At 62.4% G+C, this 25,523-nt stretch carries 27 protein-coding genes, 1 tRNA gene and 1 pseudogene; 7 read left to right on the top strand and 22 right to left on the bottom strand.

The window, feature by feature from the left end; genetic code table 11:
* Nucleotides 1–108: 108 nt before the first annotated feature.
* The 10 genes and pseudogenes from Q8O29_RS19865 to Q8O29_RS19820 form a co-directional block, all read right to left on the bottom strand.
* Nucleotides 109–3,159 (bottom strand): type I restriction endonuclease subunit R, encoded by a 3,051-nt coding sequence (locus tag Q8O29_RS19865; RefSeq protein ID WP_305565940.1) that lies wholly within the window; start codon nucleotides 3,157–3,159, stop codon nucleotides 109–111.
* Between the two features lie 7 nt (nucleotides 3,160–3,166).
* The gene (locus Q8O29_RS19860) at nucleotides 3,167–3,580 is read right to left on the bottom strand and encodes a PIN domain-containing protein (RefSeq protein ID WP_305565939.1); all 414 of its coding nucleotides are present in this window, start codon (nucleotides 3,578–3,580) and stop codon (nucleotides 3,167–3,169) included.
* Complete coding sequence (locus Q8O29_RS19855; protein WP_305565938.1) at nucleotides 3,577–3,897, bottom strand: type II toxin-antitoxin system Phd/YefM family antitoxin; 321 nt, start codon at nucleotides 3,895–3,897, stop codon at nucleotides 3,577–3,579. Before Q8O29_RS19855 ends, Q8O29_RS19860 begins: the two co-directional genes overlap by 4 nt.
* 154 nt (nucleotides 3,898–4,051) lie before the next feature.
* Complete coding sequence (locus Q8O29_RS19850; protein WP_305565937.1) at nucleotides 4,052–4,387, bottom strand: helix-turn-helix domain-containing protein; 336 nt, start codon at nucleotides 4,385–4,387, stop codon at nucleotides 4,052–4,054.
* Between the two features lie 10 nt (nucleotides 4,388–4,397).
* Nucleotides 4,398–4,682: a DNA-binding transcriptional regulator gene (locus tag Q8O29_RS19845; RefSeq protein ID WP_305565935.1), complete on the bottom strand. Its 285-nt coding sequence runs from the start codon at nucleotides 4,680–4,682 to the stop codon at nucleotides 4,398–4,400.
* Nucleotides 4,679–5,020, bottom strand: a complete 342-nt coding sequence (locus Q8O29_RS19840; RefSeq protein WP_305565934.1) for a type II toxin-antitoxin system RelE/ParE family toxin — start codon at nucleotides 5,018–5,020, stop codon at nucleotides 4,679–4,681. Before Q8O29_RS19840 ends, Q8O29_RS19845 begins: the two co-directional genes overlap by 4 nt.
* Nucleotides 5,021–5,112: 92 nt before the next feature.
* On the bottom strand, nucleotides 5,113–6,486 hold the full coding sequence (locus tag Q8O29_RS19835; RefSeq protein ID WP_305565933.1) for a hypothetical protein: 1,374 nt from the start codon (nucleotides 6,484–6,486) through the stop codon (nucleotides 5,113–5,115).
* A gap of 15 nt (nucleotides 6,487–6,501) precedes the next feature.
* On the bottom strand, nucleotides 6,502–6,819 hold the full coding sequence (locus Q8O29_RS19830; RefSeq protein ID WP_305565931.1) for a DNA-binding protein: 318 nt from the start codon (nucleotides 6,817–6,819) through the stop codon (nucleotides 6,502–6,504).
* Nucleotides 6,816–7,151, bottom strand: coding sequence for a type II toxin-antitoxin system RelE/ParE family toxin (locus Q8O29_RS19825; RefSeq protein ID WP_305565942.1), 336 nt, complete (start codon nucleotides 7,149–7,151; stop codon nucleotides 6,816–6,818). Before Q8O29_RS19825 ends, Q8O29_RS19830 begins: the two co-directional genes overlap by 4 nt.
* A 167-nt stretch (nucleotides 7,152–7,318) precedes the next feature.
* Nucleotides 7,319–9,062, bottom strand: a pseudogene (locus tag Q8O29_RS19820) (N-6 DNA methylase).
* A gap of 289 nt (nucleotides 9,063–9,351) precedes the next feature.
* On the opposite strand from Q8O29_RS19820, the gene Q8O29_RS19815 reads away from it, so the two are divergent.
* Nucleotides 9,352–9,427: transfer RNA gene (locus Q8O29_RS19815), tRNA-Arg, on the top strand.
* A gap of 26 nt (nucleotides 9,428–9,453) precedes the next feature.
* Here the strand turns inward: Q8O29_RS19815 and Q8O29_RS19810 are convergent.
* The 8 genes from Q8O29_RS19810 to Q8O29_RS19775 all read right to left on the bottom strand — a co-directional run bounded on the left by Q8O29_RS19810 (nucleotide 9,454) and on the right by Q8O29_RS19775 (nucleotide 18,848).
* Complete coding sequence (locus Q8O29_RS19810) at nucleotides 9,454–13,356, bottom strand: translocation/assembly module TamB domain-containing protein (protein WP_305565929.1); 3,903 nt, start codon at nucleotides 13,354–13,356, stop codon at nucleotides 9,454–9,456.
* Complete coding sequence (locus Q8O29_RS19805) at nucleotides 13,356–15,338, bottom strand: autotransporter assembly complex family protein (RefSeq protein WP_305565928.1); 1,983 nt, start codon at nucleotides 15,336–15,338, stop codon at nucleotides 13,356–13,358. Before Q8O29_RS19805 ends, Q8O29_RS19810 begins: the two co-directional genes overlap by 1 nt.
* Before the next feature lie 9 nt (nucleotides 15,339–15,347).
* On the bottom strand, nucleotides 15,348–16,565 hold the full coding sequence (locus tag Q8O29_RS19800; RefSeq protein WP_305565927.1) for a VWA domain-containing protein: 1,218 nt from the start codon (nucleotides 16,563–16,565) through the stop codon (nucleotides 15,348–15,350).
* 2 nt (nucleotides 16,566–16,567) lie between these two features.
* Nucleotides 16,568–16,861 carry a type II toxin-antitoxin system RelE/ParE family toxin gene (locus Q8O29_RS19795; RefSeq protein WP_305565926.1) on the bottom strand — a complete coding sequence of 98 codons (294 nt, stop codon included), beginning with the start codon at nucleotides 16,859–16,861 and terminating at the stop codon, nucleotides 16,568–16,570.
* Nucleotides 16,858–17,073 carry an addiction module protein gene (locus tag Q8O29_RS19790; protein ID WP_305565925.1) on the bottom strand — a complete coding sequence of 72 codons (216 nt, stop codon included), beginning with the start codon at nucleotides 17,071–17,073 and terminating at the stop codon, nucleotides 16,858–16,860. The genes Q8O29_RS19795 and Q8O29_RS19790 overlap by 4 nt, the downstream gene beginning before the upstream one ends.
* A gap of 94 nt (nucleotides 17,074–17,167) precedes the next feature.
* Nucleotides 17,168–17,764, bottom strand: coding sequence for a GNAT family N-acetyltransferase (locus Q8O29_RS19785; RefSeq protein ID WP_305565923.1), 597 nt, complete (start codon nucleotides 17,762–17,764; stop codon nucleotides 17,168–17,170).
* Nucleotides 17,761–18,000: a hypothetical protein gene (locus Q8O29_RS19780; RefSeq protein WP_305565922.1), complete on the bottom strand. Its 240-nt coding sequence runs from the start codon at nucleotides 17,998–18,000 to the stop codon at nucleotides 17,761–17,763. The genes Q8O29_RS19785 and Q8O29_RS19780 overlap by 4 nt, the downstream gene beginning before the upstream one ends.
* 5 nt (nucleotides 18,001–18,005) lie before the next feature.
* Nucleotides 18,006–18,848 carry a MoxR family ATPase gene (locus tag Q8O29_RS19775; RefSeq protein ID WP_305565921.1) on the bottom strand — a complete coding sequence of 281 codons (843 nt, stop codon included), beginning with the start codon at nucleotides 18,846–18,848 and terminating at the stop codon, nucleotides 18,006–18,008.
* Nucleotides 18,849–18,991: 143 nt separating this feature from the next.
* On the opposite strand from Q8O29_RS19775, the gene Q8O29_RS19770 reads away from it, so the two are divergent.
* The gene (locus tag Q8O29_RS19770; RefSeq protein ID WP_305565920.1) at nucleotides 18,992–19,654 is read left to right on the top strand and encodes a cytochrome c; all 663 of its coding nucleotides are present in this window, start codon (nucleotides 18,992–18,994) and stop codon (nucleotides 19,652–19,654) included.
* Nucleotides 19,655–19,811: 157 nt separating this feature from the next.
* Here the strand turns inward: Q8O29_RS19770 and Q8O29_RS19765 are convergent, their stop codons facing one another.
* The gene (locus Q8O29_RS19765; protein WP_305565918.1) at nucleotides 19,812–20,612 is read right to left on the bottom strand and encodes a helix-turn-helix domain-containing protein; all 801 of its coding nucleotides are present in this window, start codon (nucleotides 20,610–20,612) and stop codon (nucleotides 19,812–19,814) included.
* 88 nt (nucleotides 20,613–20,700) lie between these two features.
* On the opposite strand from Q8O29_RS19765, the gene Q8O29_RS19760 reads away from it, so the two are divergent.
* Complete coding sequence (locus Q8O29_RS19760; RefSeq protein WP_305565917.1) at nucleotides 20,701–21,114, top strand: MAPEG family protein; 414 nt, start codon at nucleotides 20,701–20,703, stop codon at nucleotides 21,112–21,114.
* Nucleotides 21,115–21,129: 15 nt separating this feature from the next.
* Here the strand turns inward: Q8O29_RS19760 and Q8O29_RS19755 are convergent, their stop codons facing one another.
* Nucleotides 21,130–21,564 carry a DUF1841 family protein gene (locus Q8O29_RS19755; protein WP_305565916.1) on the bottom strand — a complete coding sequence of 145 codons (435 nt, stop codon included), beginning with the start codon at nucleotides 21,562–21,564 and terminating at the stop codon, nucleotides 21,130–21,132.
* A 177-nt stretch (nucleotides 21,565–21,741) separates the two neighbouring features.
* On the opposite strand from Q8O29_RS19755, the gene Q8O29_RS19750 reads away from it, so the two are divergent.
* A complete protein-coding gene (locus tag Q8O29_RS19750) occupies nucleotides 21,742–21,963 on the top strand; it encodes a hypothetical protein (RefSeq protein ID WP_305565914.1) in 222 nt (73 codons plus the stop codon).
* A gap of 186 nt (nucleotides 21,964–22,149) precedes the next feature.
* On the opposite strand, the gene Q8O29_RS20415 is transcribed toward Q8O29_RS19750, so the two are convergent.
* Complete coding sequence (locus Q8O29_RS20415; protein WP_371134290.1) at nucleotides 22,150–22,362, bottom strand: IclR family transcriptional regulator C-terminal domain-containing protein; 213 nt, start codon at nucleotides 22,360–22,362, stop codon at nucleotides 22,150–22,152.
* Between the two features lie 87 nt (nucleotides 22,363–22,449).
* On the opposite strand from Q8O29_RS20415, the gene Q8O29_RS19740 reads away from it, so the two are divergent.
* From Q8O29_RS19740 to pcaF, 3 genes are all read left to right on the top strand, one after another.
* Entirely contained in the window at nucleotides 22,450–23,151 is a 702-nt protein-coding gene (locus tag Q8O29_RS19740) for a 3-oxoacid CoA-transferase subunit A (RefSeq protein ID WP_305565912.1), read from the top strand.
* A gap of 2 nt (nucleotides 23,152–23,153) precedes the next feature.
* Entirely contained in the window at nucleotides 23,154–23,795 is a 642-nt protein-coding gene (locus tag Q8O29_RS19735) for a 3-oxoacid CoA-transferase subunit B (protein WP_305565910.1), read from the top strand.
* Nucleotides 23,796–23,927: 132 nt separating this feature from the next.
* Complete coding sequence (gene pcaF, locus Q8O29_RS19730) at nucleotides 23,928–25,130, top strand: 3-oxoadipyl-CoA thiolase (protein ID WP_305565909.1); 1,203 nt, start codon at nucleotides 23,928–23,930, stop codon at nucleotides 25,128–25,130.
* A gap of 205 nt (nucleotides 25,131–25,335) precedes the next feature.
* Here pcaF and Q8O29_RS19720 read toward each other — a convergent pair.
* Nucleotides 25,336–25,523, bottom strand: a 188-nt coding sequence (locus Q8O29_RS19720) for a glutathione S-transferase C-terminal domain-containing protein (protein WP_305565908.1), incomplete at its 5' end; no start/stop codon positions are given.

The raw sequence follows: 25,523 nt of genomic DNA, 5'->3' as shown, positions 1-25,523 counted from the left end.
ATCCATCGTTGTGGCTTGCGAGATCGCTATTTGCGCAATTTCGATCGTCTCATCATCCCCGGTAACTGGACGTGCCATGACTTTCTCCATCAAGTATGATGGAGGATATTATTGCACTAATGTTGTGGAAATGGAATAAGACTCCATGATGGCGTTCTGCAGCTCGGTTTTTAGGTCCGGTGAGTTGGCGAACTGCTCCTTGGTGTTGCTGGCCGCCTGCTGCCGGAGCGTGCCGGATTCGACCACCTTGCCGAAGATGGTGCCGTTGACGTAACTGAGCTGGTCGTTGTCGGTGGTTTCGTTGCCGAACAGCTCATTGAGCTTCTCGATCAGCTCGGCCATGTACACCTTCTGCTGCTCCTGCACCATGCCGCTGCCGGCCTCGGTGATGGGCGCCAGTGGTATCGCCTCGCCTTCGCTCAACTGCAGCGTCCGCTTGCCCTTGTCTTTCAGGTGATGGTGCGTCAGCACCACCTTGGACAAATCGATGCCTTCGCGCTCCCGGCCGAACTCCAGCAGCGGCAGCAGGCGCTTGAAAAAGATGGCGCGCTTTTCGACGGCGGTGTTGCCGTAGTCAAAGATCTGGGACAGAAAGGTGTACAGGCGGATGTAAGCACCCATGTCGCCCTTGAACAGGACCAGCGCGTCCAGTTCTTCCTGCGCGGTCTTGGTGGCTTTGGCGTCATCTTTGTCCTTCGCCAGCTTCAGGGCTTCCTGCGCGGCCTTGTAGCGTTTCAAAAGGCGGTCCAGCACCGGCTCCAGCGCGTAAATCAGTTCGCTCTGCTTCGCATTGGGATTTAACTCCACCGCAACCACACGTTCCACCTCGAAGTCATCGTAGTGGCCGGCGCCGTCCAGCTTGGCGCGCAGGTTGAAGACCAGGTGCGGGTCGGTGGTGGCCGACAGTTCTGCCGTGGTGTGGTCGGTCTTGAAAGACGCCAGCACTTCGGCCGGATCGTTCACGAAGTCCAGCACATAGGTGGTGTTTTTGCCGGGGTGGGCGCGGTTCAGACGGCTCAGGGTCTGCACCGCCTGGATGCCGGCCAGGCGTTTGTCCACATACATGCCGCACAGCAGCGGCTGGTCAAACCCGGTCTGGAACTTGTTGGCCACCAGCAGCAGTTGATACTCCAGGCCCTTGAAGGCTTCGCGGATGTCGCGGCCCTTCAGCCCGGGGTTCAGCGCCGCGCTGTTTTCGGTAAAGCTGTCCGGCCCGGAGGTCTTGTCGTTCACCTCTCCGGAAAACGCCACCAGCGTGCCTATGGTATAGCCGTGTTCCTTGATGTAGCGTTCCACCGCCAATTGCCAGCGCACCGCTTCCAGCCGGCTCCCGACCACCACCATGGCTTTGGCCTTGCCTTGCAGCAGCGGCGAGACGAATTCGCGGAAGTGCTCCACCACAATCTCGACCTTCTGCGCGATGTTGTAGGGGTGCAGCCGCACCCAGCCCATGATGCCCTTCATGGCGGCGCTGCGTTCCACTGCCTTGTCGTCCATCTCCTTGCCGTCATGGGCCAGCTTGAAGGCCAGGCTGTAGGGTGTGTAGTTCTGCAACACGTCGAGGATGAACTTCTCCTCAATCGCCTGCCGCATCGTATACACATGAAAAGGCGCAGGCACATTGTCCGGTGCCGGCTTGCGCGCCGGGTCGGGCCGGGTGCCAAACAGCTCCAGGGTCTTGTTCTTGGGGGTGGCCGTGAAGGCCACAAAGGTGATGCCGCCTTCTTCGGCGCGCGTTGTCATTTGCGCCGCCAGAATGTCTTCGGTGCTGACTTCGCCGCCGTCGTTCAGCTCCGCGAGTTCATCGGGCGACAGCACCGCCTTGAGCTGGGCGGCGGCCTCGCCGGTCTGCGAGCTGTGCGCCTCGTCGGCAATCACTGCAAAACGTTTGCCTTGCGTGGCCGCGAGCTTGCGCACTTCTTCCAGCGCAAACGGAAAGGTCTGGATGGTGCAGACCACAATTTTTTTGTCGCCCGACAGGGCCTCGGCCAGCTTGCTGCTTTTGCTGCCCTCGGAGTTGTTGATGGTGGCCACCACGCCGCTGGTGCGCTGAAAGTCAAACAGCGCCTCCTGCAGTTGCGCGTCGATCACGTTGCGGTCCGACACCACCAGCACGGTGTCAAACACCTTGTTGTGCTGCGCGTCATGCAACTCCGCCAGAAAATGCGCGGTCCAGGCAATCGAGTTGGTCTTGCCCGAGCCTGCCGAGTGTTGAATCAGGTACTTGCCGCCCGGCCCGTCCTGTGCCACCGCCGCCTGCAGCTTGCGCGTCACGTCGAGCTGGTGGTAGCGCGGGAAGATGATTTTCTCGATCTGCTTTTTGCTGTCGCGCTGGGCGATCAGATAGCGACCCAGAATCTCCAGCCAGCTTTCGCGCGCCCACACCTGCTCCCACAGGTAGGCGGTGCGGTGGCCACCCTTGAATTTTCCCTCTCCCCCCGGGAGAGGGGTCAGGGGTGAGGGCGGATTTCCGGCAGCGCCTTCGTTGCCCAAATTGAAAGGCAAAAACTCCGTGGCCGGCCCGTTCAACTGGGTCACCATCGCCACCTCGCTGTTGCTGACCGCAAAGTGCACCAGCGCACCGTTGGGAAAAGACAGCAGCGGCTCGGCCGCCTGGCCCTTGGGGCGCGGGTGGCGGTCAAAGCGGTACTGGTCAATGGCGTCGCCAATGCTCTGGGTGAAGTTGGTCTTCAATTCCACCGTCGCGACCGGCAGGCCGTTGAGAAACAGCACCAGGTCAATGTTGTTTTCGTTGTGCAGCGAGTAGCGCACCTGCCGCACCACGCGCAGCCGGTTGGCCGCATGGCGCGCCAGGATGTCGGGGTTGATGGCCAGCGCTGGTTTGAACTGCGCCAGGCTCAGCGGCGCTTTCAGCCCCAGCAATTCCACGCCGTGGCGCAGCACGTCCAGCGTGCCGCGCTGGTCAAGCTGGTCGCGCAGGCGCGCCAGCAGCGTTTCTTCCGCCTTGCTGCCGTGGTTCTTGACCAGCGTGTCCCAGGCCCTGGGCTGCGTGGCCTGCACCCAGGCCAGCACGTCGGCAGGGAACAGGGCGCGGGCCCGATCGTAGCCTGCTGCATCACCTTCGGCATACAGCCAGCCGTGGGCGGCCAGGTGCTGGCAAATCTCAAGCTCGAAGCTGATTTCTTTGTGCAGGTTCATTTCAGTCCTACTTGTACGGCAACGCTTCGTGCTCGAGTTCTGCCACCGGTTCAAACTCGGGGTCTTTGTGCAGCAACACCGCCTTGCACTGCAGGGCGGTAGCGGCGATCCATGCGTCGCCAAGCGACATGGGGTAACGCGCCTTCAAACTGGCGGCCAGCTCCAGAAGCGCCTGATTTTCATGCACCCACGCGATGGGCAGGGCCTGGCAGGCCGCATAAGCCTGGCGGCCGGCGGCCTCGCCTTCGTTTTTCCACACACGGTAGAAGACCTCCATGAGCGACATAAAACAGCCGAAAACTTCCACTCCTCCGCTGCTCGTTTCCAGCGCTTGAGTCAGCACGTCTGCCACGCGCTCGCTCCCCGGCTCGTTGTAATGCAGCGCCAACAAGGCCGAGGTGTCCAACAGGTAGCGGCTCATGCAAGCGGGTCACGCGCAGCGGGTGTCGATTGCTCTTTGCGCAACTCCGTCAGGCGGTCCGCCTCCCGGTCTTGCAGCAACTGGGTCACCGACCCTTGTGACCCGGCTCCCCGAAACGCCGCGATGGCTTTTAGGCCCGCCTGTTTCACGGCTTCTTGTCCGGTGCTCTGTCCTTGCTGGTATGCCTGCAGGTCTTCAGGCCGCACCATCAAGGCCACCGTGCGCCCATGGCGGGTGATGGTGACTGGCTCGCGCTGCACGGTATCGAGCAGCTGGCCAAAACGGTTTTGGGCTTCCACAGAGGTGACGGTGATCATGGTGGGGGCTCCTTAAAAACTACCCAAGTTGTACAGTTTAGCTACATTCGGTGCTTTTGCAAGTCAATACACCGCTTCATGGCCGCTCATATTCACCGGAATGATCTGCCCGTCTTGAATCAGCAGCACCAGCGTGATCCAGGAAAGCGGCTCGTCAAACAAACGCCAGCATCAAATGCCCCACGGGTTCGGCCGTGGGCCGCACCTTGATTTCAATGTCATAGCCGAGGCGGTTCAGGCAGTCCATGAGCTTGCGTTCAGACAGGTTGGTAAAGTCACCGCGCAGCATGGCTGACACCTTGGGCTGGGGAATACCCATGCGCTCAGCGGCGGCTTTCTGGGTCAGGTTCAGGCGGCGCATGGCCTTGGTGATTTCAATCACCAGGCCGGATTTGATCTTGAGCTTGTCGGCATCGGGCAAGCCCAGGTCGGCAAACACATTGCGAGAACCCATTTCCACCCGTGTGTCGTTGAAGGTGCGTGTTGACATGCTGCTACGCCTATGCAAGCGCCTCAATCACCGCATTCGGGTTGTGATCAATCACGTTGAGCAGCACCAGTGCCGGGCCGTGTGGCGAGCGGTCGCCGCGTTCCCAATGGCGCAGCGTGGCGGTCGAAAAGCCAAAGCGGGCGGCAAACTGCTCCTGTGTCATGCTGACTTTGGTGCGCAGCGCTTTGACGTCGATTGGGCGCGGGCGGTGCACGCGGGTTTGGGGTGCTTTGCCTTCGGCGTGTTCAATCGCCTCCAGCAAACCGCGTTTAATGCTGTCGAATCCTGTGCTCATGATGGTTTCCTTTTCCAGATCTGAACCAATAGCTTGACCAAGCCTGCCAACTCGTTGCGCTGTGCTTTGGACAGATTGGCTTGGTCGCCTTTCGCGAACAGTGTTAACAAGTACAGAGGCATTGCGTCATCGTGAAAGTAGTAAATGACACGAACGCCGCCGCTCTTACCCTGGCCGCCACGCCCCCAGCGGAGTTTGCGTACCCCGCCAGTACCCTCCATCAGATCACCTGTTTTGGGGTGATCCGCCAAATAACGAATGATGTCTTGCCGTTCGCTTTCAGGCAGTAATTTATCGGCGCTGCGGATGAATTCGGGCAACTCGGCGATGGTCAGCACGTGGGTTATTCTAATCCAATGGGACGGTAGCGGCAATTGAGCACGAAAAGGGGCTCAAGCCCCCGTGGAACATGCGTAAGCAGCTACCAAATTCATAGCGACTGCGCGGTACCCCGCACGTCAATCTGCCCGGTGACGGCGGCGGAGATCAGGGCGGTGCGGCGTTCCTGCAGCAGGGCTATGGCGCGTTGGGCTTCTGCGGTGAGGGTGTCGAGTTTGGAGGATTCAGATTCGAGGTAATCGCAAACTTCTTGCTGCTCCAGCTTTGGGGGAACGGCCAGAAAGAATCCGCGCAAGCTGGCTTGGGGCAAGTTGTTCGCCAACCCGTTGCCGCCACTCAGTGCCTGCTCGATCTGGCTTCGCAACGGCCTTGAGTTCAGCGCCGCAACAAAAAACTTCGGCTCCATTCGGCGTTCAAAGCGCAGCCGGAATATCTTGTCCGAGAGCATCAACTTCTTTCGCGTCGATGTGACCAAGGCGGTGGAGCCAACCAGTTCTGGCGAGCCGCTGGCGCGAGACATGAGAACGTCCCCAATTTGAACTTCGTATTCAGGCATTGGCGCTAACTCCGCAGGCAGGGCTTTGTTGTCGTTTTGATCGTAGATGCCGCGATTTACGCACCCCGCTTTCAAGACGCCCCATTCCTCATCTTCGGCAGGGCGCGAAAAGCATTCGGGGCTCCAGCCTTGTTCGATGGCTGTAACGATTCGTCTTATCGAACAAACTTCCCAATGCGCCGGCACATCCCCCAGCCACTTGTTGCCGGACGGCTTCATGGGGGCGTCGGGGTTCAAGCCCTGGGTGACGGCGTGGGAGATGACGGCCTGGCGGTTTTCTTTCAGCAGTGCCATCAGGCGCCGCTGCTCGGCCACCAGCGAGTCAATCTTTGTAGTTTCGCGGTCCAGGAAGGCTGCGATTTGGGTTTGCTCGGACAGGGGAGGGAACCCCGCGCGCTCGTCAATATATTGCGAGGCATCGAGGTTCTGAATGCCGGATGTTTGTTTGATCGACCGTGTGTTAAGTCGCACAGAATATGCAGCGGCATGCACATACCGCCAAAATGATGAATCCATGCTCGGCGCTGTTTGCACACGCGCCACAAAATTTGAGCAGACTGCTGGGCGCGGGTCGTCGTAGAGAACGACACAACCAACGGGCTGCCCTTCGCCACCGCCAGATTTCTCGAGTAACAGGTCGCCCCGTTGCAAGACTCGACCTACTCGCTCCTTTTGGACGACGTTTCGGATGGTGGGCTCGCTAAGTTCCACTCGCAGCCCTTGCCTGTCGAAATCGGCCACGCGGACACACGGAATATCGTTTTCATCCTGCTGGGCCTCATCGCCCCAAATACCGTTTTTGGCGCTGACAGTGGAGCGTTTGAGCCGGTCAATCTCCCAATGCCCCGGCACCTCCCCCAACCACTCCACGCCACTGTCCTTGTAACTCGGATAACGCGCAAAACTCATATGCAGGTCAGCGAATTACGCATGTGTTGACGGTGCGTTCATGGGCAATACAGCGAGCCGCAGCCCCATGGCTTTCAGAATGGCCGAGAAGCTGCTCAGGGCTGGGTTGCCTTCGGGCGACAGGGTGCGGTAGATCTGCGTGGGGTTCAGATGGGCCTGCGCGGCGATGGCTTGCACGCCACCAAAGGCACCGGCCATCTGCCGCAAAATGACCAGGAGTTCGCCCTGGTCACCGTTCTCGTCTTCAAGAATGCTGTTGATCACCTGCCGCGCAAATTCCGGGTCTTTGCGATACAACTCGATCATGGCTTCGTCATGCGGTCTGTCATTCATTGCCCGTTCTCCTTTTTCCAGTGTTTCCAATAGCTGCAAGCGCGATCAATGTCTGCGTCTTGCGTTCGCTTGTCACCGCCGCATAACAACAACACGAGCTGCTTGCCAGCCGTTGCGTAATACACCCGATAGCCGACACCCACATCGATACGCAATTCGGAGACACCATCCCGACAAAACTTGTGGTCACCAAAATTTCCCGACTCGATTCTGGCCACGCGCCTGATGACGGCAATTTTGGCGGTGATGTCTTTCAGTTTTTCCAACCAATCGACGTAAATGTCCCGGCTATCCTCTATGGTGAGGTAGTGTTCAATTTTGTACACGGCAATTTTCGTCTATAAACGAATTCTTGGCAAATCTATTGAGCGTTTCAGAACTCATGACAGTCAGAACGCTCAATCCCTCACCCCGACCCTCTCCCAAGGGGCGAGGGTGGAAGGAATCCAATTCACTGTCGTGTATTTGGAAAAGATCAATAATCCCCCCGCTACGGCACTTACGCCGTCAGCCCACCAATCATGGCCAAAATGCGGTCCGTCACGCCCTTGAGTTCGGCGTCAATCTCGGCCAGCGGGCGCGGCGGCTTGAAGACGTAGAAGTGGCGGTTGAAGGGGATCTCGTAGCCGGTTTTGGTTTTCTCGTCGTCAATCCAGGCATCGGGTGCATGCGGCAGCACCTCGCGTTTGAAGTAGCTTTTGATGCCTTCACTGAGGGGCACGTTTTCGGTGTCGCGCAGGCTGCTGTCAGCCAGCGGCTTGCCCTTGGCCTTGCCTTTGCTGCCCAGCACAATCTTGCCCGCCGCGTCGCGCTCGGGCCGCTCGACGGTGATGGTGCGGTAGCCAAAAGCTTCGTTTGCAAAGATGCGGCTGATGGGCACGCCGTCACGCGTCAGCTCCTCGAAGTTGCCGAACAGGCGGGTGATCTCGTCGATGTGCGCGGGGCTGAGCTCCTTGCGTTTGCTGCCCAAGGTTTTGCGCATCTTCTGCCAGAAGCCGCTGGCGTCGATCAACTGCAGCTTGCCCTTGCGCGCGGCCGGCTTGCGGTTGCTGACGATCCACACATAGGTGCTGATGCCGGTGTTGTAGAACATGTCGGTGGGCAGGGCGATGATGGCCTCGACCAAATCGTTTTCCAGCACGTAGCGGCGAATTTCGCTTTCGCCGCTGCCGGCGCCGCCGGTGAAGAGCGGTGAGCCATTAAGCACAATGCCGAAGCGGCTGCCGCCATCGACCGCCGGGCGCATCTTGGCGATCAGGCGCAGCAAAAACAGCAGCGAGCCGTCGCTGACTCTCGGCAGGCCGGGGCCGAAGCGGCCGTTGTAACCCTGCTGCTCGGCTTCCTTGCGGATGTCTTTTTCAATCTTTTTCCACTCCACGCCGAAGGGCGGGTTGGACAGGGCGTAGTCGAAGTGTTTGCCCGGTAGCCCGTCGTTGGACAGCGTGTTGCCAAAGATGATGTTGGCAATGTCCTGGCCCTTGATCAGCATGTCGGCTTTGCAGATCGCGTAAGACTCGGGGTTCAGCTCCTGGCCGTACATGACCAGCCGCGCCTTGGGGTTCAGGCTGGTGAGCTGCTCGTCGGCGACGCTGAGCATGCCGCCGGTGCCGGCTGTCGGGTCGTACAGCGAGCGCACCACGCCGGGTTTTGTCAGGGCCTGGTCGTCTTCGATGAAGAGCAGGTTGACCATCAGGCGGATCACCTCGCGCGGGGTGAAGTGTTCACCAGCGGTTTCGTTCGACAACTCGGCAAACTTGCGGATCAGCTCCTCGAACACCGCCCCCATCTCGGCGTTGCTGACCACGTCAGGGTGCAGGTCGATGGTGCAGAACTTCTCGGTCACCATGTAAAGCAGGCCGGACTTGGCGAGCTTGTCGATCTGCGTATGAAACTCGAAGCTCTCAAAAGGTGTCGCGCACGGCGGGCGAGAAGCCCTGCATGTAGGCACGCAGGTTTTCACCGATGTGGTCCTGGTCGCCCATGAGCTTTTTCAGGTCCAGCGGCGAGGTGTTGTAGAAAAACTGGCCTGACTTCTTGAGCAGAAAGGGCTCGGGGTTCAAGTTGGCTTTTTCGCGCTTGGCTTTTTCGGCCAGCACCGCTTCCTTGGTGGATTCGAGCACGCAGTCCAGGCGGCGCAGCACCGTGAAAGGGAGAATGACCTTGCCGTATTCGGACTGTTTGTAGTCGCCACGCAGCAGGTCGGCGACGGACCAGATGAAGGAAGAAAGAGAGGGATTTGCCATGCTGCGAGTGTAGGGGGACCGGTGACGGCGCCGCAGCCTGGGACAGGCGGCATGTATGTTCGCCGAATCGACAGATCAGCGGGATGTGTCGATTTTTTTGGGTTTTATCGACATGAGGGGTAAGGGAAGGTGCCTGCATTCGTTTGCTCGTGCCACACGGCAAATTTTTAAGCCTTTTCGGCCTCCAGCCCATATCTGTCGTGCGTTAGCAGCTATCAAAACAGTAGCAATTTGAGGCGCTGGACTTGACGATAGGGCCACCACAGCCGCCTTGTTAAACTACAGGCCTGCCTTTGTAGCTCAGTGGATAGAGCGATCCCCTCCTAAGGGATAGGTCGCAGGTCCGATTCCTGCCAAGGGCACCATTTCAAACACATCTCCCGCCGCCGCCCTAGTCGAAGGGCAGGGTATAGATCAGGTCCACCGCACTTTGCTCGCCCGCCTGGGCGCGGATGGTGAAGCGCTGCGACAGGTCGTAAAACACAAACAGCGTGCCCAGCGCACCCGAGAGGCTGCGTTCATAGGCCGCATAAAAATTGCGCGAGAAACGTTTGCCCAGGGTCACCGCGCCCTGGCTGGTGCTGCCGTTGGCCAGGGTTTCGGAGCCGCGGAAGGACAACTCGTCCAGCCCCAGCGAGGCGGCCAGTCCGGCCGACTGGCCGGTTTTGCTGCCCAGCAGCGCAATCGCCGCCTGCTGCAGCAGCGCGGCTTCGGCGCCGCCGCTGGCCGAGGCCCGGCCCACCACCAGCCAGGACAGTTTTTCTGCATCGGGCAGCTCGGGCTGCGCGTACAGGCGCACGCGCGGCAGCAGCGCGGTGCCGGTGATCTGCACACCGACGCGCTGAGTGAGGTTGGGCCGTATCGCCAGGATGTCCAGCGTCGGGTTGTCGACGGCGCCGGTGAAACGCAGCAAGCCCTGCTCGACATCCAGCCGCTGGCCGTAGGCGCGGTACTGGCCACCGACGGTGCTGACGGTGCCGGTCAGGCGCACTGCGTCTATCGCTTCGGCGTTCAGCGCCAGCGTGCCGCGCACACGCGTGTCCAGGCCTTTGCCCTGGATGCGCAGGTTGTCGCCCAGATCGAGTTGCACGGTGAGTTTCAGCGAGCGGTCGTTTTTCTCGTTGGCACTGGTCGTGCTGCTGGTTTCGGCGGGCGCTTTTTTACCGGCCGCCGCGCCGCCGCTGCTGCCGCGCACGATCACATCGTCACCGAGCTGCGGCGTACTTTCGTCGGGCAGCAGGATGCTGGCCTGGTCCACGCGCAGCGCGCCGTTGAAGGCGGCGGCCTTGCCTTCAAGTCGGGCCTGGATGTCACCCGACAGCGTGATCTGCCGGTCGGTGCGCAGGCGTTCGAGTTTGGCGTTCAGCAGCACCTGCGGCTTGCCGTCCACCCAGCCGGCCTCGCCCTGGGCACGCAGCACGCCGCCTGCGCCCTTGTCACCGGCGCCCTGCAGGATGAACTCGCTGATGCGCATGCGGGTGCCGTCCAGCGTGGCGCGCAGCCGGCCATTGCCGAACTCGATGCCGTCGACCACCGAGCGCAGCGCCAGGTCATCGGCCTGCAGCGTGCCGGCCAGTTGCGGCGCGGCGCGGTTGCCGCTGATAGCCACATTGGCGCCCAGCGAGCCACGCAGCCGCCAGCCCGGCGGCGCCAGCACCGACCAGACGCCAATGCGCGGCAGTTGCGCGCGCAACTGGCCATTCAGCGGCGCGTCCTCGGGCCAGGCCCAGTCGGTGGCGGCGCTGCGCACCAGCCGCGTTGCGAGCTGGCCTTCGGCCGTGCCGGCGCGTTCACTGTCCCAGCGCAGGGCCATCGTCAATGTTTCACCGTTGCTGTCCAGGGTCAGTCGTGCTTCCTTGACACCGGCCGCGACGCGCGTGGCGGGGCCCTGCGCGGTGTCGGCCTGCACCGAGATGTCGCCGCTGCTGCGCGCCAGGCTGGCCTTCAGGCGCAGGGTGCCACCCAGCGCCGCATCCCAGCGGCCGTCGAACAGCAGGTTGCCGGCCAGCCCGGCACCGGTCAGTTGCGGCCCGGCGAGCAGTTCGATCCAGGCCAAAGGCAGGCCGGTCAGTGTGCCGGCGGTGAGCAACTGGCCTCCACCGTATTTGATCGGCTGCCAGGCCAGCACGGCTTGTGATGGGGCTCTGGCTGTGGCACCGGATGCATCGCGCACGGGCGCGCTGAGCACGGCTTGACCCGCGCCGGTTTCCAGTGCGCCGCCTTTGGATGTTGGCGTCCACTTCAGCGGCACAGGTCTGCGGCTGGCCAGGCGCCAGGCGCCTGCGCCCAGTGCCGGGTCCTCGACCGACAGGTTCAGTTGCTGCAGCACGGCCTGCCAGCCCGAGGCCACCAAGCTTGCCTTGGCAAGGCCGATACGTCCACCACTGGCCGTGGTTTGCAGGCTGTAGCGGCGCTGACCCTGTTCGATGCGCCCTTGGGCCTTGAGATCGGCCTGGCTGAGCCGGCCGGACAGGCTGGCCTGGACCGCGCGCAACTTGAGCGGCTGCGCGGGCGCCGCTGCCGTGCCGCTGCGCGCGGGCGGCGCGGCCATCCAGTCCAGCGAGGGGACGTCGAGTTGCGCCTGTACGACCGGGTCGCGCCAGCCACCTTGCCAGGCGAGCTGCAGGTCGGCGCGCCCGCTGGCCGAGGCCGTGCGGGCTGCGGCAGGCATGCCGGGCAGGCGCTGCAGCCAGCGCAAGGCCTGACCCGCATCGCGGCCGCGCAGGCTCAGTTCACCGCCGCCACGGGCTTCGCGCAGCTCACCGTTGACTTGTGCGTCCAGCCCAGGCGCCGTCAAGCTCAAGCGGCCCTTGCCGCTGCGCGCTGCAGGCTGCAGCTCGACGGCGCCGGTCAGGGTGGCGTCGTCACTGCGCACCTGCAACTGCGTGAGGTTTAGCGTGTCGCCGGACCAGCGGCCTGTGGCGGTGGCATCGCGCAGGCGCAGGCTGCCGAGGGGGCTGGTGTTGCTGCTGCGAGTCTCAGCAGCCTTCGCTCCGCTGGCTTTGAGGCTGGCGTCGAAGTTGATAGCGCCGGTCTGGCCGGAGAGGTTCGCACGGCCGTCCACGGGCAAGGCGGCCAACTGCGTGTGCAGGGCAGCGGGGTTGATGTTTTTCAGGAGGGCCTGTGCCTGCCAATCTTGCGTGCTGGCCGAAGCAGGTGCGGAAGGCGCCGCCTCCGACCACTGACCGTTGGCCGTGATTTCTCCGCCGCCGAGCCGGGCTTGCAGGCTGCGCACCATAGCCACGCCGTCGCGCCATTCCCCCTGCGCCTGCAGGCTGTCCAGTGGTAGGCGCTGCTGGTCCCACGGACCGGGCAAGCTGTTGTTGACGGTAGTTTGCAGTTGCCAGGCGTTCGCCTTTGTGGCAACGGGTCGCACACTCAGGGTGCCGCTGAGCCCGGTCTGCGGTGCTGCCGGCCAGAGGCTGGCCAGGTCGAGTGCGCGGAAGCTGGCGTCGGCCTGCGGCAGCGGCTGCGCAGCCCAGGGCGCGATGCGGGCGGTGGCGCTGGCCTGCGGCGTGGCGGCGGCGCGCGGGGAGGGCGTGCTGAGCTGCAGCTCGGCCTGTGCATTGAGTTCTCTGAGCGGTCCCTGTGCGCTGGCGTTGAAGGACAGCGGCAGGCGTGTGCTGCTGCCGGGCATGGCAGTGTCCAGCACGCCTTTGAGGACGGCGTCGAGGTTCAGTTCGCCGGTGGCCAGCAGGCTGACACGGCCTGAATACGTGCCGGTCGCCACACGCGCACCGCTCAGATCCAGCCGGTGATGCGTGCCGTCAAAGGCGTAAGTGCCGGCCAGCGCGCTGGCTTCGAAAGACGGCGAGCCGACCCACACCAGCTGACCCACAGAAAACCCATCGAGCGTGATGCGAAAGGGCAGGGCCAGCGATGTGGGTGGACCGGCCGCACGCGGCGCGGCGGCGCGCTGGTCATCGATGCGAATCTGGGCGGCCGTCAGGCGGTCGAGCTTGAGGCTGCCCTTGAGCAGCGAGAGCGGGTCCCAGGCGAGCACCACCTCGGTCGCAATCACCTGCAGGCCGTCCTGTTGCAGTGACAACGTTTTCACCTGGCCGCCCGAGCGCAGTGAGCCCGACACACCCTCGGCCGTGACCGGCTGCGTCCGTGTCGCCCAGCGCAGCGCGGTCGCCAGCGAACCTTCGGTGCCGGACCACCACCACACGCTGCCGAAGGCCATCAGCAGCACCAGCAGCAAAGCCAGGACCGATGCGGCGAGCGCTTTCGGCCAGCGGCGGCGCGGCCTGGCGGCAGCGGGCGTTTCGGGTGAAGGGGCGGGCGTTGCCATCAGAAAACGAATCCCACACTCATGTGCAACCGGAATTTTTTCGGCTGCACCCCGTAAGCCAGGTCAATTTGCAGCGGACCGATGGGGCTGCGCCAGCGCACGCCAGTGCCGATGCCGACTTTGGGCTTGAGGTCTTGCGGCCGCTCGGCCACGGAACCGGCATCGATGAAAAACGTGTTTTCCCACTCGGTGGGCAGGCCGTTCTTGAGCATGGGGCGTTGCCACTCCATGCTGCCGACCGCCATGTAGCGGCCCGGCCCGGTCACGCCGTTGGCGCGCAGGATGCCGATGTCGCGGTAGCCGTAGCCGCGCACCGTGCTGTCGCCGCCGGTGCGAAACAGCAGAGTGCCGGGAATGCGCGCCGAGTCGGCTGCCAGTACGGCGGCGGCTTCGGCACGCATTGCAATGCGTCCGCGTGTGAGGGATTGGACACCCAGCCAGCGCGCGGCACTGCGCAGAAAAGGCTTGCGATCAGTGCCCAGCGTGAAGCCACCGCCCAGCTCGGCGCCCAGGCCATACCCCCGGCTCGGGAAAGGCAGGCTGTCGAAATAGCGGCCGGTCCAGACATAGTTTCCGCTGATGGCCGAGCCGTCACCGCTGTTGCTGGCCGATATGCTGCGACCCGGCAGCGACTGCACACTTGCCCGGTCGTATTGCAGGTAGACGTTGCGGTCAATGCGGTCACCGGCCTGCGACCTGCCGAAACGCAGGCGCTGTGCCCGCGTGACCAGCTCGTTATCGTCCAGACGTTCGGCACGGCCCAGAAAGCCCCTGCGCCAGCCGTCGTTATCGGGAATGTCCGTCCATTCGGTTTGTGCGAAAGGCGACTTGCGTTCGAGCTGCAGCTTGGTCACGGCACGCCAGCCGATGCCGGGCACGCGGTGGTGCGTGTGTTCGACCGACGCGCGTGGGCCGCTGTCGGTGGTGATGCCCACGCCCAGAATGACTTTTTGCAGCGGTGCCTCGCGCACCGTGACCTGCACCGGCGCGGCCTGCGGATCGCTGTCGGGGTCGATCAGGATGGTTGCTGAATCGAAGTGGCCGCTGGACGCCAGGCGCTGCTGTGCTTCAAGCAGGCGGTTCTGGTCATACACCGAGCCTGCATCAAGCCGGGCCAGACGCGGTACCAGTTGCGGGTCGTAACGCTGGATGCCGCTGACCTGCATGGGCCCCAGGCGGTACAGCGGGCCCGAGTCCAGCGTCAATGACAGGTCGGCGCTGGCGGCCGGGGCGTCGATGTCGGCCAGGCTGGTTTCGAGCCGGCCGGCCGGATAGCGGCGCGCTACCAGCTCGCGCAGCGCCTGCGTCTTGGCGCCGTCCCAGCTGTCCTGGGTGAAGCGCTGACCTGGCGGCAGCCGCCAGTTGCGCCGTATGCCTTCACGCTGGGTCAGCGCATCGGCATCCGGGGACTGTGCAATGTCGCCTGAAAAAGCTATGGCCACCGCGCGGGTGCGGGTCAGATCGCCAGGGTCCACCGCTACCACGATGTTGGGCCGCTGCGACGCGGCGCCTTCACGGGTGATGCGGATGGTGGGGCTGAAATAACCCAGCGTGCCGACCAGGTTGCGCACATTGCGCTCGGCCAGCACCACCAGGCGCGCCAGCTCGGCATCGTCGAGGTCGGTCACGGCGCGGTAGCGCTGCAGCTCGAGATGCCGCTCCAGCAGGGTGCGCACCTCGGGCGGGGCCTTGACCTCGATGTCGAAGGCGGTGACCTCGGGCCGGGCCTGGGTGGGACCGATCGCGCCCGCAGGCGTGTCCGGGGTCGGCACGCTGGCCGGCGGCGGGGTCGGCACGCTGGTCTGGGTGTTGGGGGCCGGTTGGGTGGCCGAAGGCGGGGGCACAGCGCTGTCGGACGGAGCGGAGGGTGCGGCGGGCGCTACCGCTTGCGCTGCAGCGGTGCAGGCCAGCAGGAGGGCGACGGCGGCGGCCGGTAAATTCCTCGCCGCCCTCCGGGCGAGGCAGGAACGGAAATGGGTCACATTTCCAGTTTACTTGGACAGCAAACGCATCGCCTCTTCAAGGCCTTTGATGGTCAGGGGGTACATGCGCTGGTTCACCAGTTGCTGAATCACGCTGATGCTTTGCCGGTACTGCCAGACGCCCTGCGGCTCGGGGTTGATCCAGACGAATTTCGGGAAGGCGTTGGTCAGCCGCTGCATCCACTCGGCACCAGCTTCCTCATTGTTGTATTCGACGCTGCCGCCCGGTTGTAATATTTCGTAAGGGCTCATGGTCGCGTCACCGACAAAGATCAGCTTGTAGTCTTTGTTGTACTTGCGGATGATGTCCCAGGTCGCAAACTTCTCGCTGAAGCGGCGCCGGTTGTTCTTCCACATGAAGTCATAGACGCAGTTGTGGAAGTAATAAAACTCGATGTGTTTAAACTCGGTTTTGGTGGCCGAGAACAGCTCTTCGACGCGCGCGATGTGTTCGTCCATGGTGCCACCCACGTCCATCAGCAGCAGCACCTTCACATTGTTGTGGCGCTCCGGCACCATCTTGATGTCGAGCCAGCCGGCGTTGGCTGCGGTGGAGCGGATGGTGTCGTCGAGGTCCAGCTCTTCGACGTTGCCCTGGCGCGCAAACTTGCGCAGCCGCCGCAGCGCCACCTTGATGTTGCGCGTGCCGAGCTCCTGGGTGTCGTCGTAGTCTTTGTAGGCGCGCTGGTCCCACACCTTCACCGCGCTTTTGTTGCGGCTTTTTTCCTGCCCTATGCGTATGCCCTGGGGGTTGAAACCGTTGGCGCCAAAGGGCGAGGTGCCGCCGGTGCCTATCCATTTGCTGCCGCCTTCGTGGCGCTCTTTCTGTTCTTCAAAACGCTTCTTCAGCGTCTCCATCAGTTCGTCCCAGCCCAGCTTCTCGATCTTGGCCTTTTCTTCCGGGCTGAGCTCGAGCTCCAGGTTTTTCCGCAGCCACTCCAGCGGAATGTCCTTGGTGAAGTCGGCCATCATCTCCACACCCTTGAAGTAGGCCGCAAAGGCGCGGTCGAACTTGTCGTAGTGCTTTTCGTCCTTCACCAACACGGTGCGGCTCAGGTAGTAGAAGTCGTCGATTTTGTACGCGCCCTCGCCGATCTCGCCGTCTTCCCCCTTGCCGCTGTTGGGCCCGACCACGCCGGCCTGCAGGGCTTCGAGCAGCATTAGGTATTCCTTGACGGAAACCGGCAGCTTGGCCGAACGCAGGGTGTAGAAGAAGTCGATCAGCATGGTTAACTTCCTGGCCAGCGCTCGGGGCTTTGGCGAAAATGCAAACAGGAAAGAATGGAAATTTTGTCCCCGACAATTCGGTAGTGCAAGCCGTAAGGGAATTTTCGCAGTTTGGCACTGCGATAGGGGGCATTGGCCACGGGGTAGCGCTCGGGATTTCTGGCCAGTGCTTCTTCTACCGCCGCAACGCTACGCAAGAACTCTTCACCGAGCCCAGACTGCCTGGCCTCGTACCAATGGAAGGCTGCAAGCAAGTCATCTCTGGCGCTGGCTTCGAATACGACCGAAAAGTTCACAAACGGACACCCAGGGACGACGCGATCTCTTGCAGCGAAGTCCCGGAACCAGGGTGTGCATCTGCCCACGCTGCACGGCGATCCAATTCCGCCTTCAGGGCATCACTCATGGGAGGCATGAGTTCACTGTCAATGCTGTCCCACAAGTCTTCCACGAGTTGCAGTTTTTCGTGGACACCTAAGACCTCAATTTCTTTCAAAAGGGTGTTCATTGGATAACTCCTGTGGACTTTTATTGGCTAACGATGATTATCAAACCATTAATCGAAAGCGTGCTGAAGGCTTTCCGCTTCGCTCGGCGCTGTATCAGGCCCTCGGCTTGTCCAACATGTAGAGAAGCTGTGCCTTTACTTCCGGCCATTCCCCCGAACGCAGGCTGTACATTACCGTGTCGCGAATCGTGCCATCGCGGCGCAGCGCGTGGCCGCGGATCACGCCGTCTTTTCTGGCGCCCAGGCGCTCGATGGCGCGCTGTGAGGCATGGTTGAAATTATCGGTGCGCCAGCCGACCACGTTGCAGCCCAGGGTTTCAAATGCATGGGTCAGCATCAGCAGCTTGCAGGTGGTGTTGATGTGGGTGCGATGGCAACGCGCGGCGTACCAGGTGTAGCCAATCTCGACGCGTTTCACAGCCGACAGGATGTCGTGGTAACTGCTGCTGCCCAGCACCGTGCCGGTAGTGGCATCGCGCACGGCAAAGGCAAAGCGGTGGCCGGCTTCGCGGGCGTTCAATGCGTCTTCAATATAGGCCTGGGTCTGGTCTGGCTCGGGCACCGAGGTGATGCGCAGCTTCCATAACTCGCCATCGGCGGCGGCGGCGCGCAGGCCGGCTTCGTGTTCCAGCGCCAGTGGCACCAGCTCGACGCCGCAGCCGGACAGGGTGACGGGCTGCACAAAACTCATTGGTCGTCGCTCTGTTTTTTTGCCTGCGCACGACGCCAGCGCCGCGCGACCTGAAGGCCGAGGCCACCACCCAGGCCGACCAGCACAATGCCACCGATGGCGGCGTTGCCGTAGCCGGCGGCAAAAATATCCAGGCCGGCCAGGCGTCCGATCCAAAAGCCGAGTAGAGCGCCGCCGACAAAGCCGACCGCGTCAGACAGGCCTTCTAGCAGGAGTTTGCGGGTGTCAGCGGCCATCTTTTTTACCGGTTGTGGCGTTGCATGAACACCAGTTTTTCAAACAGAGTCACGTCTTGTTCGTTCTTGAGCAGCGCGCCGACCAGCGGCGGCACGGCCACCTTGTCTTCCTTGCTTTGCAGCGCTTCGAGCGGAATGTCTTCGGCCACCAGCAGCTTGAGCCAGTCCAGCAATTCAGAGGTGGACGGTTTCTTTTTCAGGCCGGGCAGGTTGCGCACGTCGTAGAAAGTCTTCATGGCCGCAGCCAGCAGCTCTTTCTTGAGGCCCGGAAAATGCACGTCCACGATCAGCTTCATGGTGTCAGCGTCGGGAAACTTGATGTAGTGGAAGAAGCAGCGGCGCAAAAAGGCGTCGGGCAGTTCTTTTTCGTTGTTCGAGGTGATGAACACCAGCGGTCGATGCTTGGCCTTGATCAGTTCGCGCGTTTCGTAGCAGTAGAACTCCATGCGGTCGATTTCGCGCAGCAAGTCGTTCGGAAATTCGATGTCGGCCTTGTCGATTTCATCAATCAGCAGGGCGACCGGCTCATCGGCCGTGAACGCCTCCCAGAGCACGCCCTTGATGATGTAGTTGTGGATGTCCTTGACCTTTTCGTCGCCGAGCTGCGAGTCGCGCAGGCGGGACACCGCGTCATATTCATACAGGCCTTGCTGCGCCTTGGTGGTGGACTTGATGTGCCATTGCAACAGCGGCAGGCTCAAGGCTTCGGCCACTTCCTCGGCCAGCATGGTCTTGCCGGTGCCGGGCTCGCCCTTGACCAGCAGCGGCTTTTTCAGGGTGGCGGAGGCATTGACGGCAAGCATCAGGTCCTGGGTCGCAACGTAGTTTTTGGAGCCTTGGAATTTCATGGTGGACAGCAGCGGTGAAGGGGGAGAAGGGGGAGAAGGGTGAATGTGCGTGGATTCGGCTGGGGCGGGCGCCAGCCCGGCAGGCCCAGATATAATCGCCGACTGTTGATATAACGAATCCTCACCTGAATTGTGCGCGAAAAATGACTAAGCTGTTCACCACGCTATTCGCTCTTGCTGTCTCACTTGCGACCGCTGCGGCCCATTCCCAGGACATCAAGGGCGATGTCAAAGCCGGCGAAGCCAAAACCGCCATGTGTATCGGTTGCCACGGCATCCAGGGTTATCAGGCCAGTTTCCCCGAGGTGTACAAGGTGCCGATGATTTCGGGCCAGAGCGGCAAATACATTGCTGCCGCCTTGCAGGCTTACAAGAAGGGTGAACGCAAGCACCCGACCATGCGCGGCATCGCAGAATCGCTCAACGATCAGGATATTGCCGATCTGTCCGCCTTTTACGAGCAGCACGGCGTGACCGCTGCTGCGCCAGCGGCCCGGACCGCCAAAACGCCGAGCCCCGCCGTCGCCGCCCTGCTGGCCAAAGCCAATTGCGCGTCTTGCCACGGCGCCGATTTCAGCAAACCGATTGACCCGAGCTACCCCAAGCTCGGTGGCCAGCACGCCGACTACCTGTTTGTGGCGCTGAAGGCCTACAAGGTCGAAAACAATCCCAAAGTCGGTCGCAGCAACGCCATCATGGGGGCGATGATCAAGCAGTACACCAACGCAGAGCTCAAGCAAATGGCCAATTACCTGGCGTCCGTGGAAGGTGACCTGAAGGTCGTTCCGCAGAAGAAGTTCCGCTGAAGCGGTGCTCCTCCCAACAAAAAAAAGCCGCTGATCAGCGGCTTTTTTTGTTGGGGTCGCGTAGGGTGCAGCTTCTGCCCTGTGATCGGTCGCGCGTGGACTGGCACCGTACATAGTCGGTATAGGCCGCGCCGTCCGGCGGACGCCCCGCCCGCAGTCAACGCGGGCTACGCCAACGGGAGGGGGTGAGCCCGAATTGCTGGCGAAATGCGCGCGAAAAATGCGAGCTGTCCTTGAAGCCCACAGCGTGTGCGATTTGAGTGACTGGTAATGCGCTGGCGTCGCGCAAGCGCTCGGCGGCGAGGGTCAACCTCCGCTCCCACAGATACTGACCGAGTGTCTTTCCAGTTTGTGCGAACGCGCCGTCGAGGTGGCGGCGGCTCACCCGTAAACTGGACGCGAGCGATTCGGCGGTGACGTTTGCGATATCAAGATCGATCAGCGCCAAGGCTCGGTCGCGCAGCGCCGCGCGGCTGTCATACGGATGGGGCTGCGCCAGGCCCCCCAGCAGCGCCAGGACTGCGCCTGCGGCCAGGGCAACGCCAGTCTCTGACAGCGCGGCTGAACGCGCTGCCAGCGCTTGCAGAAAATCGGCCAACAGCGCCTCTTCGGGGCGTTCGCCGTGCACCCGGGCCGTCTGCCGACGCAGCCCGCCGTGCCGGCTCAGCAGCCCCTGGCGCGGCAGCGCGACGACGACCTGTTCCCCCGGCTCCTCCATGCACAGGTTGAACGGCAGGGCGCCATCGACCAGCGTGAACTGGCCCGCGCCGATACGGGCATGGCGTCCGTGCTGGGTGATGTCCATGTGCCCCGACATCTGCATCAACAGCTTGAACGGCCGACTCTGCGTACTGTCGGGGCCGGCCTGCATTTCAATGTTGCTTGCTCGAAGCGTCAGGACTTGAGGCCTGACACCCGAGAAAAACGGCAACGGAGGCGGATTCAGATTCATTTCCATGGAAGTCCATTCCTTGTTCCAGTACAGGCCTGCCTGGGCGGGCGCATGCCCCTATCTTGCAAGCTTCTCAACTACCTGATGGTGCTGAATGAAATCTGCTGTTTCTGCCGAGTTGCTGTGGCTGGCCACCACCTGCTTGATGACCGGCCTGCTCTGGATCCCGTATGTTATCAACCGGTTTCGCGAACTGGGCCCGCCGGGGTGGCGATGGTACCCGCCGCCGGACCCGCCGCCGCGCGCTGCCTGGGCGGACCGTGCGCAGCGCGCCCATGCCAATGCGGTGGAAAACCTGGTGGTGTTCGCGCCGCTGGTGCTGGCCGTGAACGCCGCCGGACTCGGCAGTGCAAGCACGGTCGTTGCGTGCCAGGTCTATTTCGTGGCGCGGGCAGCGCACTATGCCGTGGGCATAGGCGGACTACCCATCATCCCGCGAACCATGTCGTTTTTGGCCGGGCTGGGCAGCCAGCTGACGCTGGCAGGGGTCTTGCTGCGGGCCCTGTAGCGGCGGTGCGCGGCGTCAGTCGCGCGTGGCGTGACGCTGCACGCAGTCGATGTACGCCGCGCCGTCCGGTGGCCGTCCGGCGCGCTGGCTTTCCCAGACCATCTGGCCCAGGCAGTCCATGGCTTCATGGTGGGCGTGGTGCAGCGAGTTGCGCCTGGCGGCCAGTAATTCGACCGCCTGGCGGATGCCGCGCGGCTGGTCGATGGAGCACTGCTCGCTGATCGACAGGTGCATGGACAGGTGCAGAAAAGGGTTGGTCTTGCCGGCTTCCACCTGGTAGATTTTCGCCAGTGCAGCATCTGCGTCGACGAAGTCGGCATGGTATTCGGGGTGCTCTTCCAGCCACTGGCTTGCTATGATTTCAATAGCTTCCATTGGCTGACCGGCGCGGGTCTTGATATAAACAGAGCAAAAAAACCGGCGGACATCGGGTTGCGAAGGCGTGAACATGGGGCAAGCGTAGCACGGCTTGTTTTCCCGCTGGGACTGTGGTGTTTCCGGTACTTGGAACCGTGAAACGGCTCTGTCCTACGCGCCGCTGGCGTGCCGTCGCGTAGATTACCGACACGGCAGCGTGATACCGGCAAGCGCGCGTCGGTCCATCCAACATCCGGCGAGGAGAACTTCATGAACGCAATGAAAATCACGGGCATCGTCCTGATCGTGCTCGGCCTGGCCGGTTTTTTTACCGGTGGCTTCAGCTTCACCAAAGACACATCCACAGCCAAGCTCGGCCCGCTCGAGCTGGTCGTGAAAGAAAAAGAGACGGTCAATTTTCCGCAATGGCTGAGCATAGGCGCCGTCGTTCTGGGCGCTGTGGTGCTGGTGATGGGTTCACGCAAGTCGTAGCCCGCAGGGTCGCCCACTGCGTGTTGCGCCCTGCACTTTGCAGGCCGCCGCTCGCCAGAGGCTTTGCCTCTGGTGCCTGTCCAAACCTGCTCAAGCAGGTTCAGAGCCGCAGCCACCCGCCCCGTCGGGAGTGACTTCGTCAGGTGCGCAGTAGGCTGGGCAGGCGGGTTACCGCCTGTGAGGCCGTCAGCAGCGTCGGCAACATGCCCTGCTGCATCGCCCGGCGGGATCAAAAATCGGCGCGGCAATGGACACCAGGCTTTCTTCCAGTTCCTGATTCAACAGGCACCAAGCTTGCTTGCGGGTCGGCGTAATTTTCAGGCGATGGGCATCCAGGTGGCCAGGCCTTCCATGACCGCCTCGGTCAGCTCCAGATCGGCATGGATGACAGGCAGGCAAACCCAAATCCAGAATTCGCGCGATGAGTGAAAATAAGTACAAATATCATCGTGTGATAGGTTTGCGTTTTATGCTGGAGACAGTTTCGTGATCAACAAGATAGCCCGCTCGGTGGCCGAGGCGCTGGCCGGCGTGCAGGACGGGGCCACCGTTTTGATAGGCGGCTTTGGCACGGCCGGCATCCCCAACGAGCTGATCGACGGGCTGATCGCGCAGGGCGCGAAAGACCTGACGGTGGTCAACAACAACGCCGGCAATGCCGACACCGGGCTGGCCGCGCTGCTCAAGACCGGTCGTGTGCGAAAAATCATTTGCAGCTTTCCGCGCCAGACTGACAGCCATGTGTTTGATGCGCTCTACCGCTCCGGCAAGCTGGAACTGGAGCTGGTGCCGCAGGGCAATTTGGCCGAGCGCATACGCGCTGCGGGTGCCGGCATAGGCGCGTTTTTCTCGCCGACCGGATATGGCACGGAGTTAGCCAAGGGCAAGGAAACGCGCGAGATCAATGGCAAGGGCTACGTGCTGGAGATGCCGATTCATGGCGACGTGGCGCTGATCAAGGCCGAACGCGGTGACCGTTGGGGCAACCTGACGTACTGCAAGGCCGCGCGCAACTTCGGTCCAGTCATGGCAACGGCATCCAGACTCACCGTGGCCACGGTGCATGAAATTGTCGAACTCGGCGACATGGACCCTGAGCACATCATCACGCCCGGTATTTACGTGCATCGGATCGTGAAGATTGACCGCGTTGCGACCCAGGCCGGCGGTTTTCAGAAGGCGGCCTGATCGTGACCTACCAAAAACGCAGCAAAGAGCAGCTCGCCGCGCGGGTGGCCCAGGACATCCACGAGGGCGCCGTGGTCAACCTCGGCATCGGCATGCCGACGCTGGTGGCCAACCACATTCCGTCCACCCGCGAAGTGCTGCTGCACAGCGAAAACGGCATCCTCGGCATGGGTCCCGCGCCCGCCGAAGGGGATGAAGACTTCGACCTGATCAATGCCGGCAAGCAGCCGGTGACGCTGCTCAAGGGCGGTTCGTTTTTTCATCATGCCGACAGCTTCGGCATGATGCGCGGCGGCCACCTGGACATCAGCGTGCTGGGCGCCTTTCAGGTCTCCGCCACAGGCGACCTGGCCAACTGGAGCACCGGTGAGCCTGGCGCGATTCCGGCCGTCGGTGGCGCGATGGACCTGGCCATTGGTGCGCGCCAGACCTGGGTCATGATGGACCTGCTGACCAAAAAGGGCGAGAGCAAGGTGGTCAAGACCTGCACTTACCCGCTGACAGGCGTCGGCTGCGTCAAGCGCATCTACTCTGACTTGGCAACGCTGCAATGCACGCCGCAAGGCCTCAGACTGATCGACAAGGTCGACGGCCTGGAACACGCTGAGCTGGAAAAGCTGCTCGGCCTGCCTGTGGCCGCCTGACTTGTCATCCCGAACGCGATCCGGGATCCATGGATTGCGGGTCAGGCCCGCAATCACAACATTGTCAAAGCGACCCGCGCGAACAGTATTGCAACCAAAGCTTTTTTTTGAACAATTCAGGAGCTACCCATCATGAACCAGGCCTTTATCTGCGACGCCATCCGCACCCCCTTCGGCCGTTACGGCGGCGCGCTCAGCAGCGTACGTACCGATGACCTGGCCGCCGTGCCGCTCAAGGCCTTGATGGCACGCAACGCTAACGTCGACTGGCTGGCCGTGACCGACGTGATCTACGGCTGCGTCAACCAGGCCGGTGAAGACAACCGCAACGTCGCCCATATGGCCACGCTGCTGGCCGGCTTGCCTCTGGAGTTGCCCGGCGCCACCATTAACCGCCTGTGCGGCTCCGGCATGGACGCGGTCGGCACGGCCGCACGTGCCATCAAGGCCGGCGAGGCCCGCATGATGATTGCCGGCGGCGTGGAAAGCATGAGCCGCGCCCCCTTCGTGATGGGCAAGGCCGAAAGCGCCTTCAGCCGCGCCGCCCAGATGTACGACACCACCATCGGCTGGCGTTTCGTCAACAGGCTCATGAAAGAAAAATACGGCACCGATGCCATGCCAGAGACGGCGGAAAACGTCGCTGCGGAGTACAAGATCAGCCGCGAAGATCAGGACAAAATGGCGCTGGCCTCGCAGCTCAAGGCCGTGGCCGCGCAAAAGGCCGGCTTCTTCGACGCCGAGATCACGCCGGTCACCATCCCCCAGAAAAAGGGCGACTCCGTTGTAATGAGCAAGGACGAGCACCCGCGTGAAACCTCGATGGAGGCGCTGGCCAAACTCAAGGGTGCGGTGCGGCCGGACGGCAGCGTGACTGCGGGCAACGCCTCAGGCGTCAACGACGGCGCCTGCGCCCTGCTGATCGCCAACGAGGAAGCCGCGAAACAGAATGGCCTCACGCCACGCGCGCGCATCGTCGGCATGGCCACGGCCGGTGTGCCACCGCGCATCATGGGCATAGGCCCGGCGCCTGCCACCGAGAAGGTGCTGGCGCTGACCGGCCTGAGCCTGGCGCAGATGGATGTGATTGAGCTCAACGAAGCTTTTGCCGCACAAGGCCTGGCCGTGCTGCGCCTGCTCGGTCTGCAGGACGACGACATCCGCGTCAACCCGAATGGCGGCGCGATTGCGCTGGGCCACCCGCTGGGTGCATCCGGCGCGCGCCTGGTCACCACTGCAGTGAACCAGTTGCACCGCACCGGCGGCCGCTACGCGCTGTGCACCATGTGCATAGGCGTGGGTCAGGGCATTGCCGTGGTGATCGAGCGCGTGTGAACCGGCGCGCCTGTTCCGTTTTTGGGGCAGCCCGGAGCGTTTAAAGCGCCATCGACGGCCGCTGCGCCATGGCCGCGCGCCAGCGCACCAATTCCGGGTGCTGTTCGCCGGGCTTGACCTTGGAGCCTGGGCGGCAGAAGGAACGTCGGCTGCAAAGCGGCCGCGCCGGTCCATTTTTCACCGGCTTTTTGCCCCATAGCTACGGCTATGGCGCTGCAAACCCGGCAAAAACTGTCCTCGCCGGGGCCACTTTTCGCTTCGACGCCTTCTGCCGCCCAGGCTCCTTGATGATGCGTGCAAAATCCACCGCCACCACGGCGGTGATGTCGGCCATGCTGAACTGGTCTGCCGCAATGAAATCGCGGCCTCGCAGCCGTTCATCGAGTACCGAAA

The sequence above is a fragment of the Polaromonas sp. genome, assembly GCF_030689685.1.
GTDB lineage: Bacteria > Pseudomonadota > Gammaproteobacteria > Burkholderiales > Burkholderiaceae_C > Polaromonas.
This window is presented reverse-complemented; position numbering and strand designations above follow the sequence as displayed.

Bases quoted from the DNA above. Each gene is read 5' to 3' on its own strand.
- Q8O29_RS19865 (WP_305565940.1), bottom strand. From the start codon at position 3,159: ATGAACCTGCACAAAGAAATCAGCTTCGAGCTTGAGATTTGCCAGCAC.
- Q8O29_RS19860 (WP_305565939.1), bottom strand. From the start codon at position 3,580: ATGAGCCGCTACCTGTTGGACACCTCGGCCTTGTTGGCGCTGCATTAC.
- Q8O29_RS19855 (WP_305565938.1), bottom strand. From the start codon at position 3,897: ATGATCACCGTCACCTCTGTGGAAGCCCAAAACCGTTTTGGCCAGCTG.
- Q8O29_RS19850 (WP_305565937.1), bottom strand. From the start codon at position 4,387: ATGTCAACACGCACCTTCAACGACACACGGGTGGAAATGGGTTCTCGC.
- Q8O29_RS19845 (WP_305565935.1), bottom strand. From the start codon at position 4,682: ATGAGCACAGGATTCGACAGCATTAAACGCGGTTTGCTGGAGGCGATT.
- Q8O29_RS19835 (WP_305565933.1), bottom strand. From the start codon at position 6,486: ATGAGTTTTGCGCGTTATCCGAGTTACAAGGACAGTGGCGTGGAGTGG.
- Q8O29_RS19830 (WP_305565931.1), bottom strand. From the start codon at position 6,819: ATGAATGACAGACCGCATGACGAAGCCATGATCGAGTTGTATCGCAAA.
- Q8O29_RS19810 (WP_305565929.1), bottom strand. From the start codon at position 13,356: ATGGCAACGCCCGCCCCTTCACCCGAAACGCCCGCTGCCGCCAGGCCG.
- Q8O29_RS19800 (WP_305565927.1), bottom strand. From the start codon at position 16,565: ATGCTGATCGACTTCTTCTACACCCTGCGTTCGGCCAAGCTGCCGGTT.
- Q8O29_RS19790 (WP_305565925.1), bottom strand. From the start codon at position 17,073: ATGAACACCCTTTTGAAAGAAATTGAGGTCTTAGGTGTCCACGAAAAA.
- Q8O29_RS19785 (WP_305565923.1), bottom strand. From the start codon at position 17,764: ATGAGTTTTGTGCAGCCCGTCACCCTGTCCGGCTGCGGCGTCGAGCTG.
- Q8O29_RS19780 (WP_305565922.1), bottom strand. From the start codon at position 18,000: ATGGCCGCTGACACCCGCAAACTCCTGCTAGAAGGCCTGTCTGACGCG.
- Q8O29_RS19775 (WP_305565921.1), bottom strand. From the start codon at position 18,848: ATGAAATTCCAAGGCTCCAAAAACTACGTTGCGACCCAGGACCTGATG.
- Q8O29_RS19770 (WP_305565920.1), top strand. From the start codon at position 18,992: ATGACTAAGCTGTTCACCACGCTATTCGCTCTTGCTGTCTCACTTGCG.
- Q8O29_RS19765 (WP_305565918.1), bottom strand. From the start codon at position 20,612: ATGGAAATGAATCTGAATCCGCCTCCGTTGCCGTTTTTCTCGGGTGTC.
- Q8O29_RS19760 (WP_305565917.1), top strand. From the start codon at position 20,701: ATGAAATCTGCTGTTTCTGCCGAGTTGCTGTGGCTGGCCACCACCTGC.
- Q8O29_RS19755 (WP_305565916.1), bottom strand. From the start codon at position 21,564: ATGTTCACGCCTTCGCAACCCGATGTCCGCCGGTTTTTTTGCTCTGTT.
- Q8O29_RS19750 (WP_305565914.1), top strand. From the start codon at position 21,742: ATGAACGCAATGAAAATCACGGGCATCGTCCTGATCGTGCTCGGCCTG.
- pcaF (WP_305565909.1), top strand. From the start codon at position 23,928: ATGAACCAGGCCTTTATCTGCGACGCCATCCGCACCCCCTTCGGCCGT.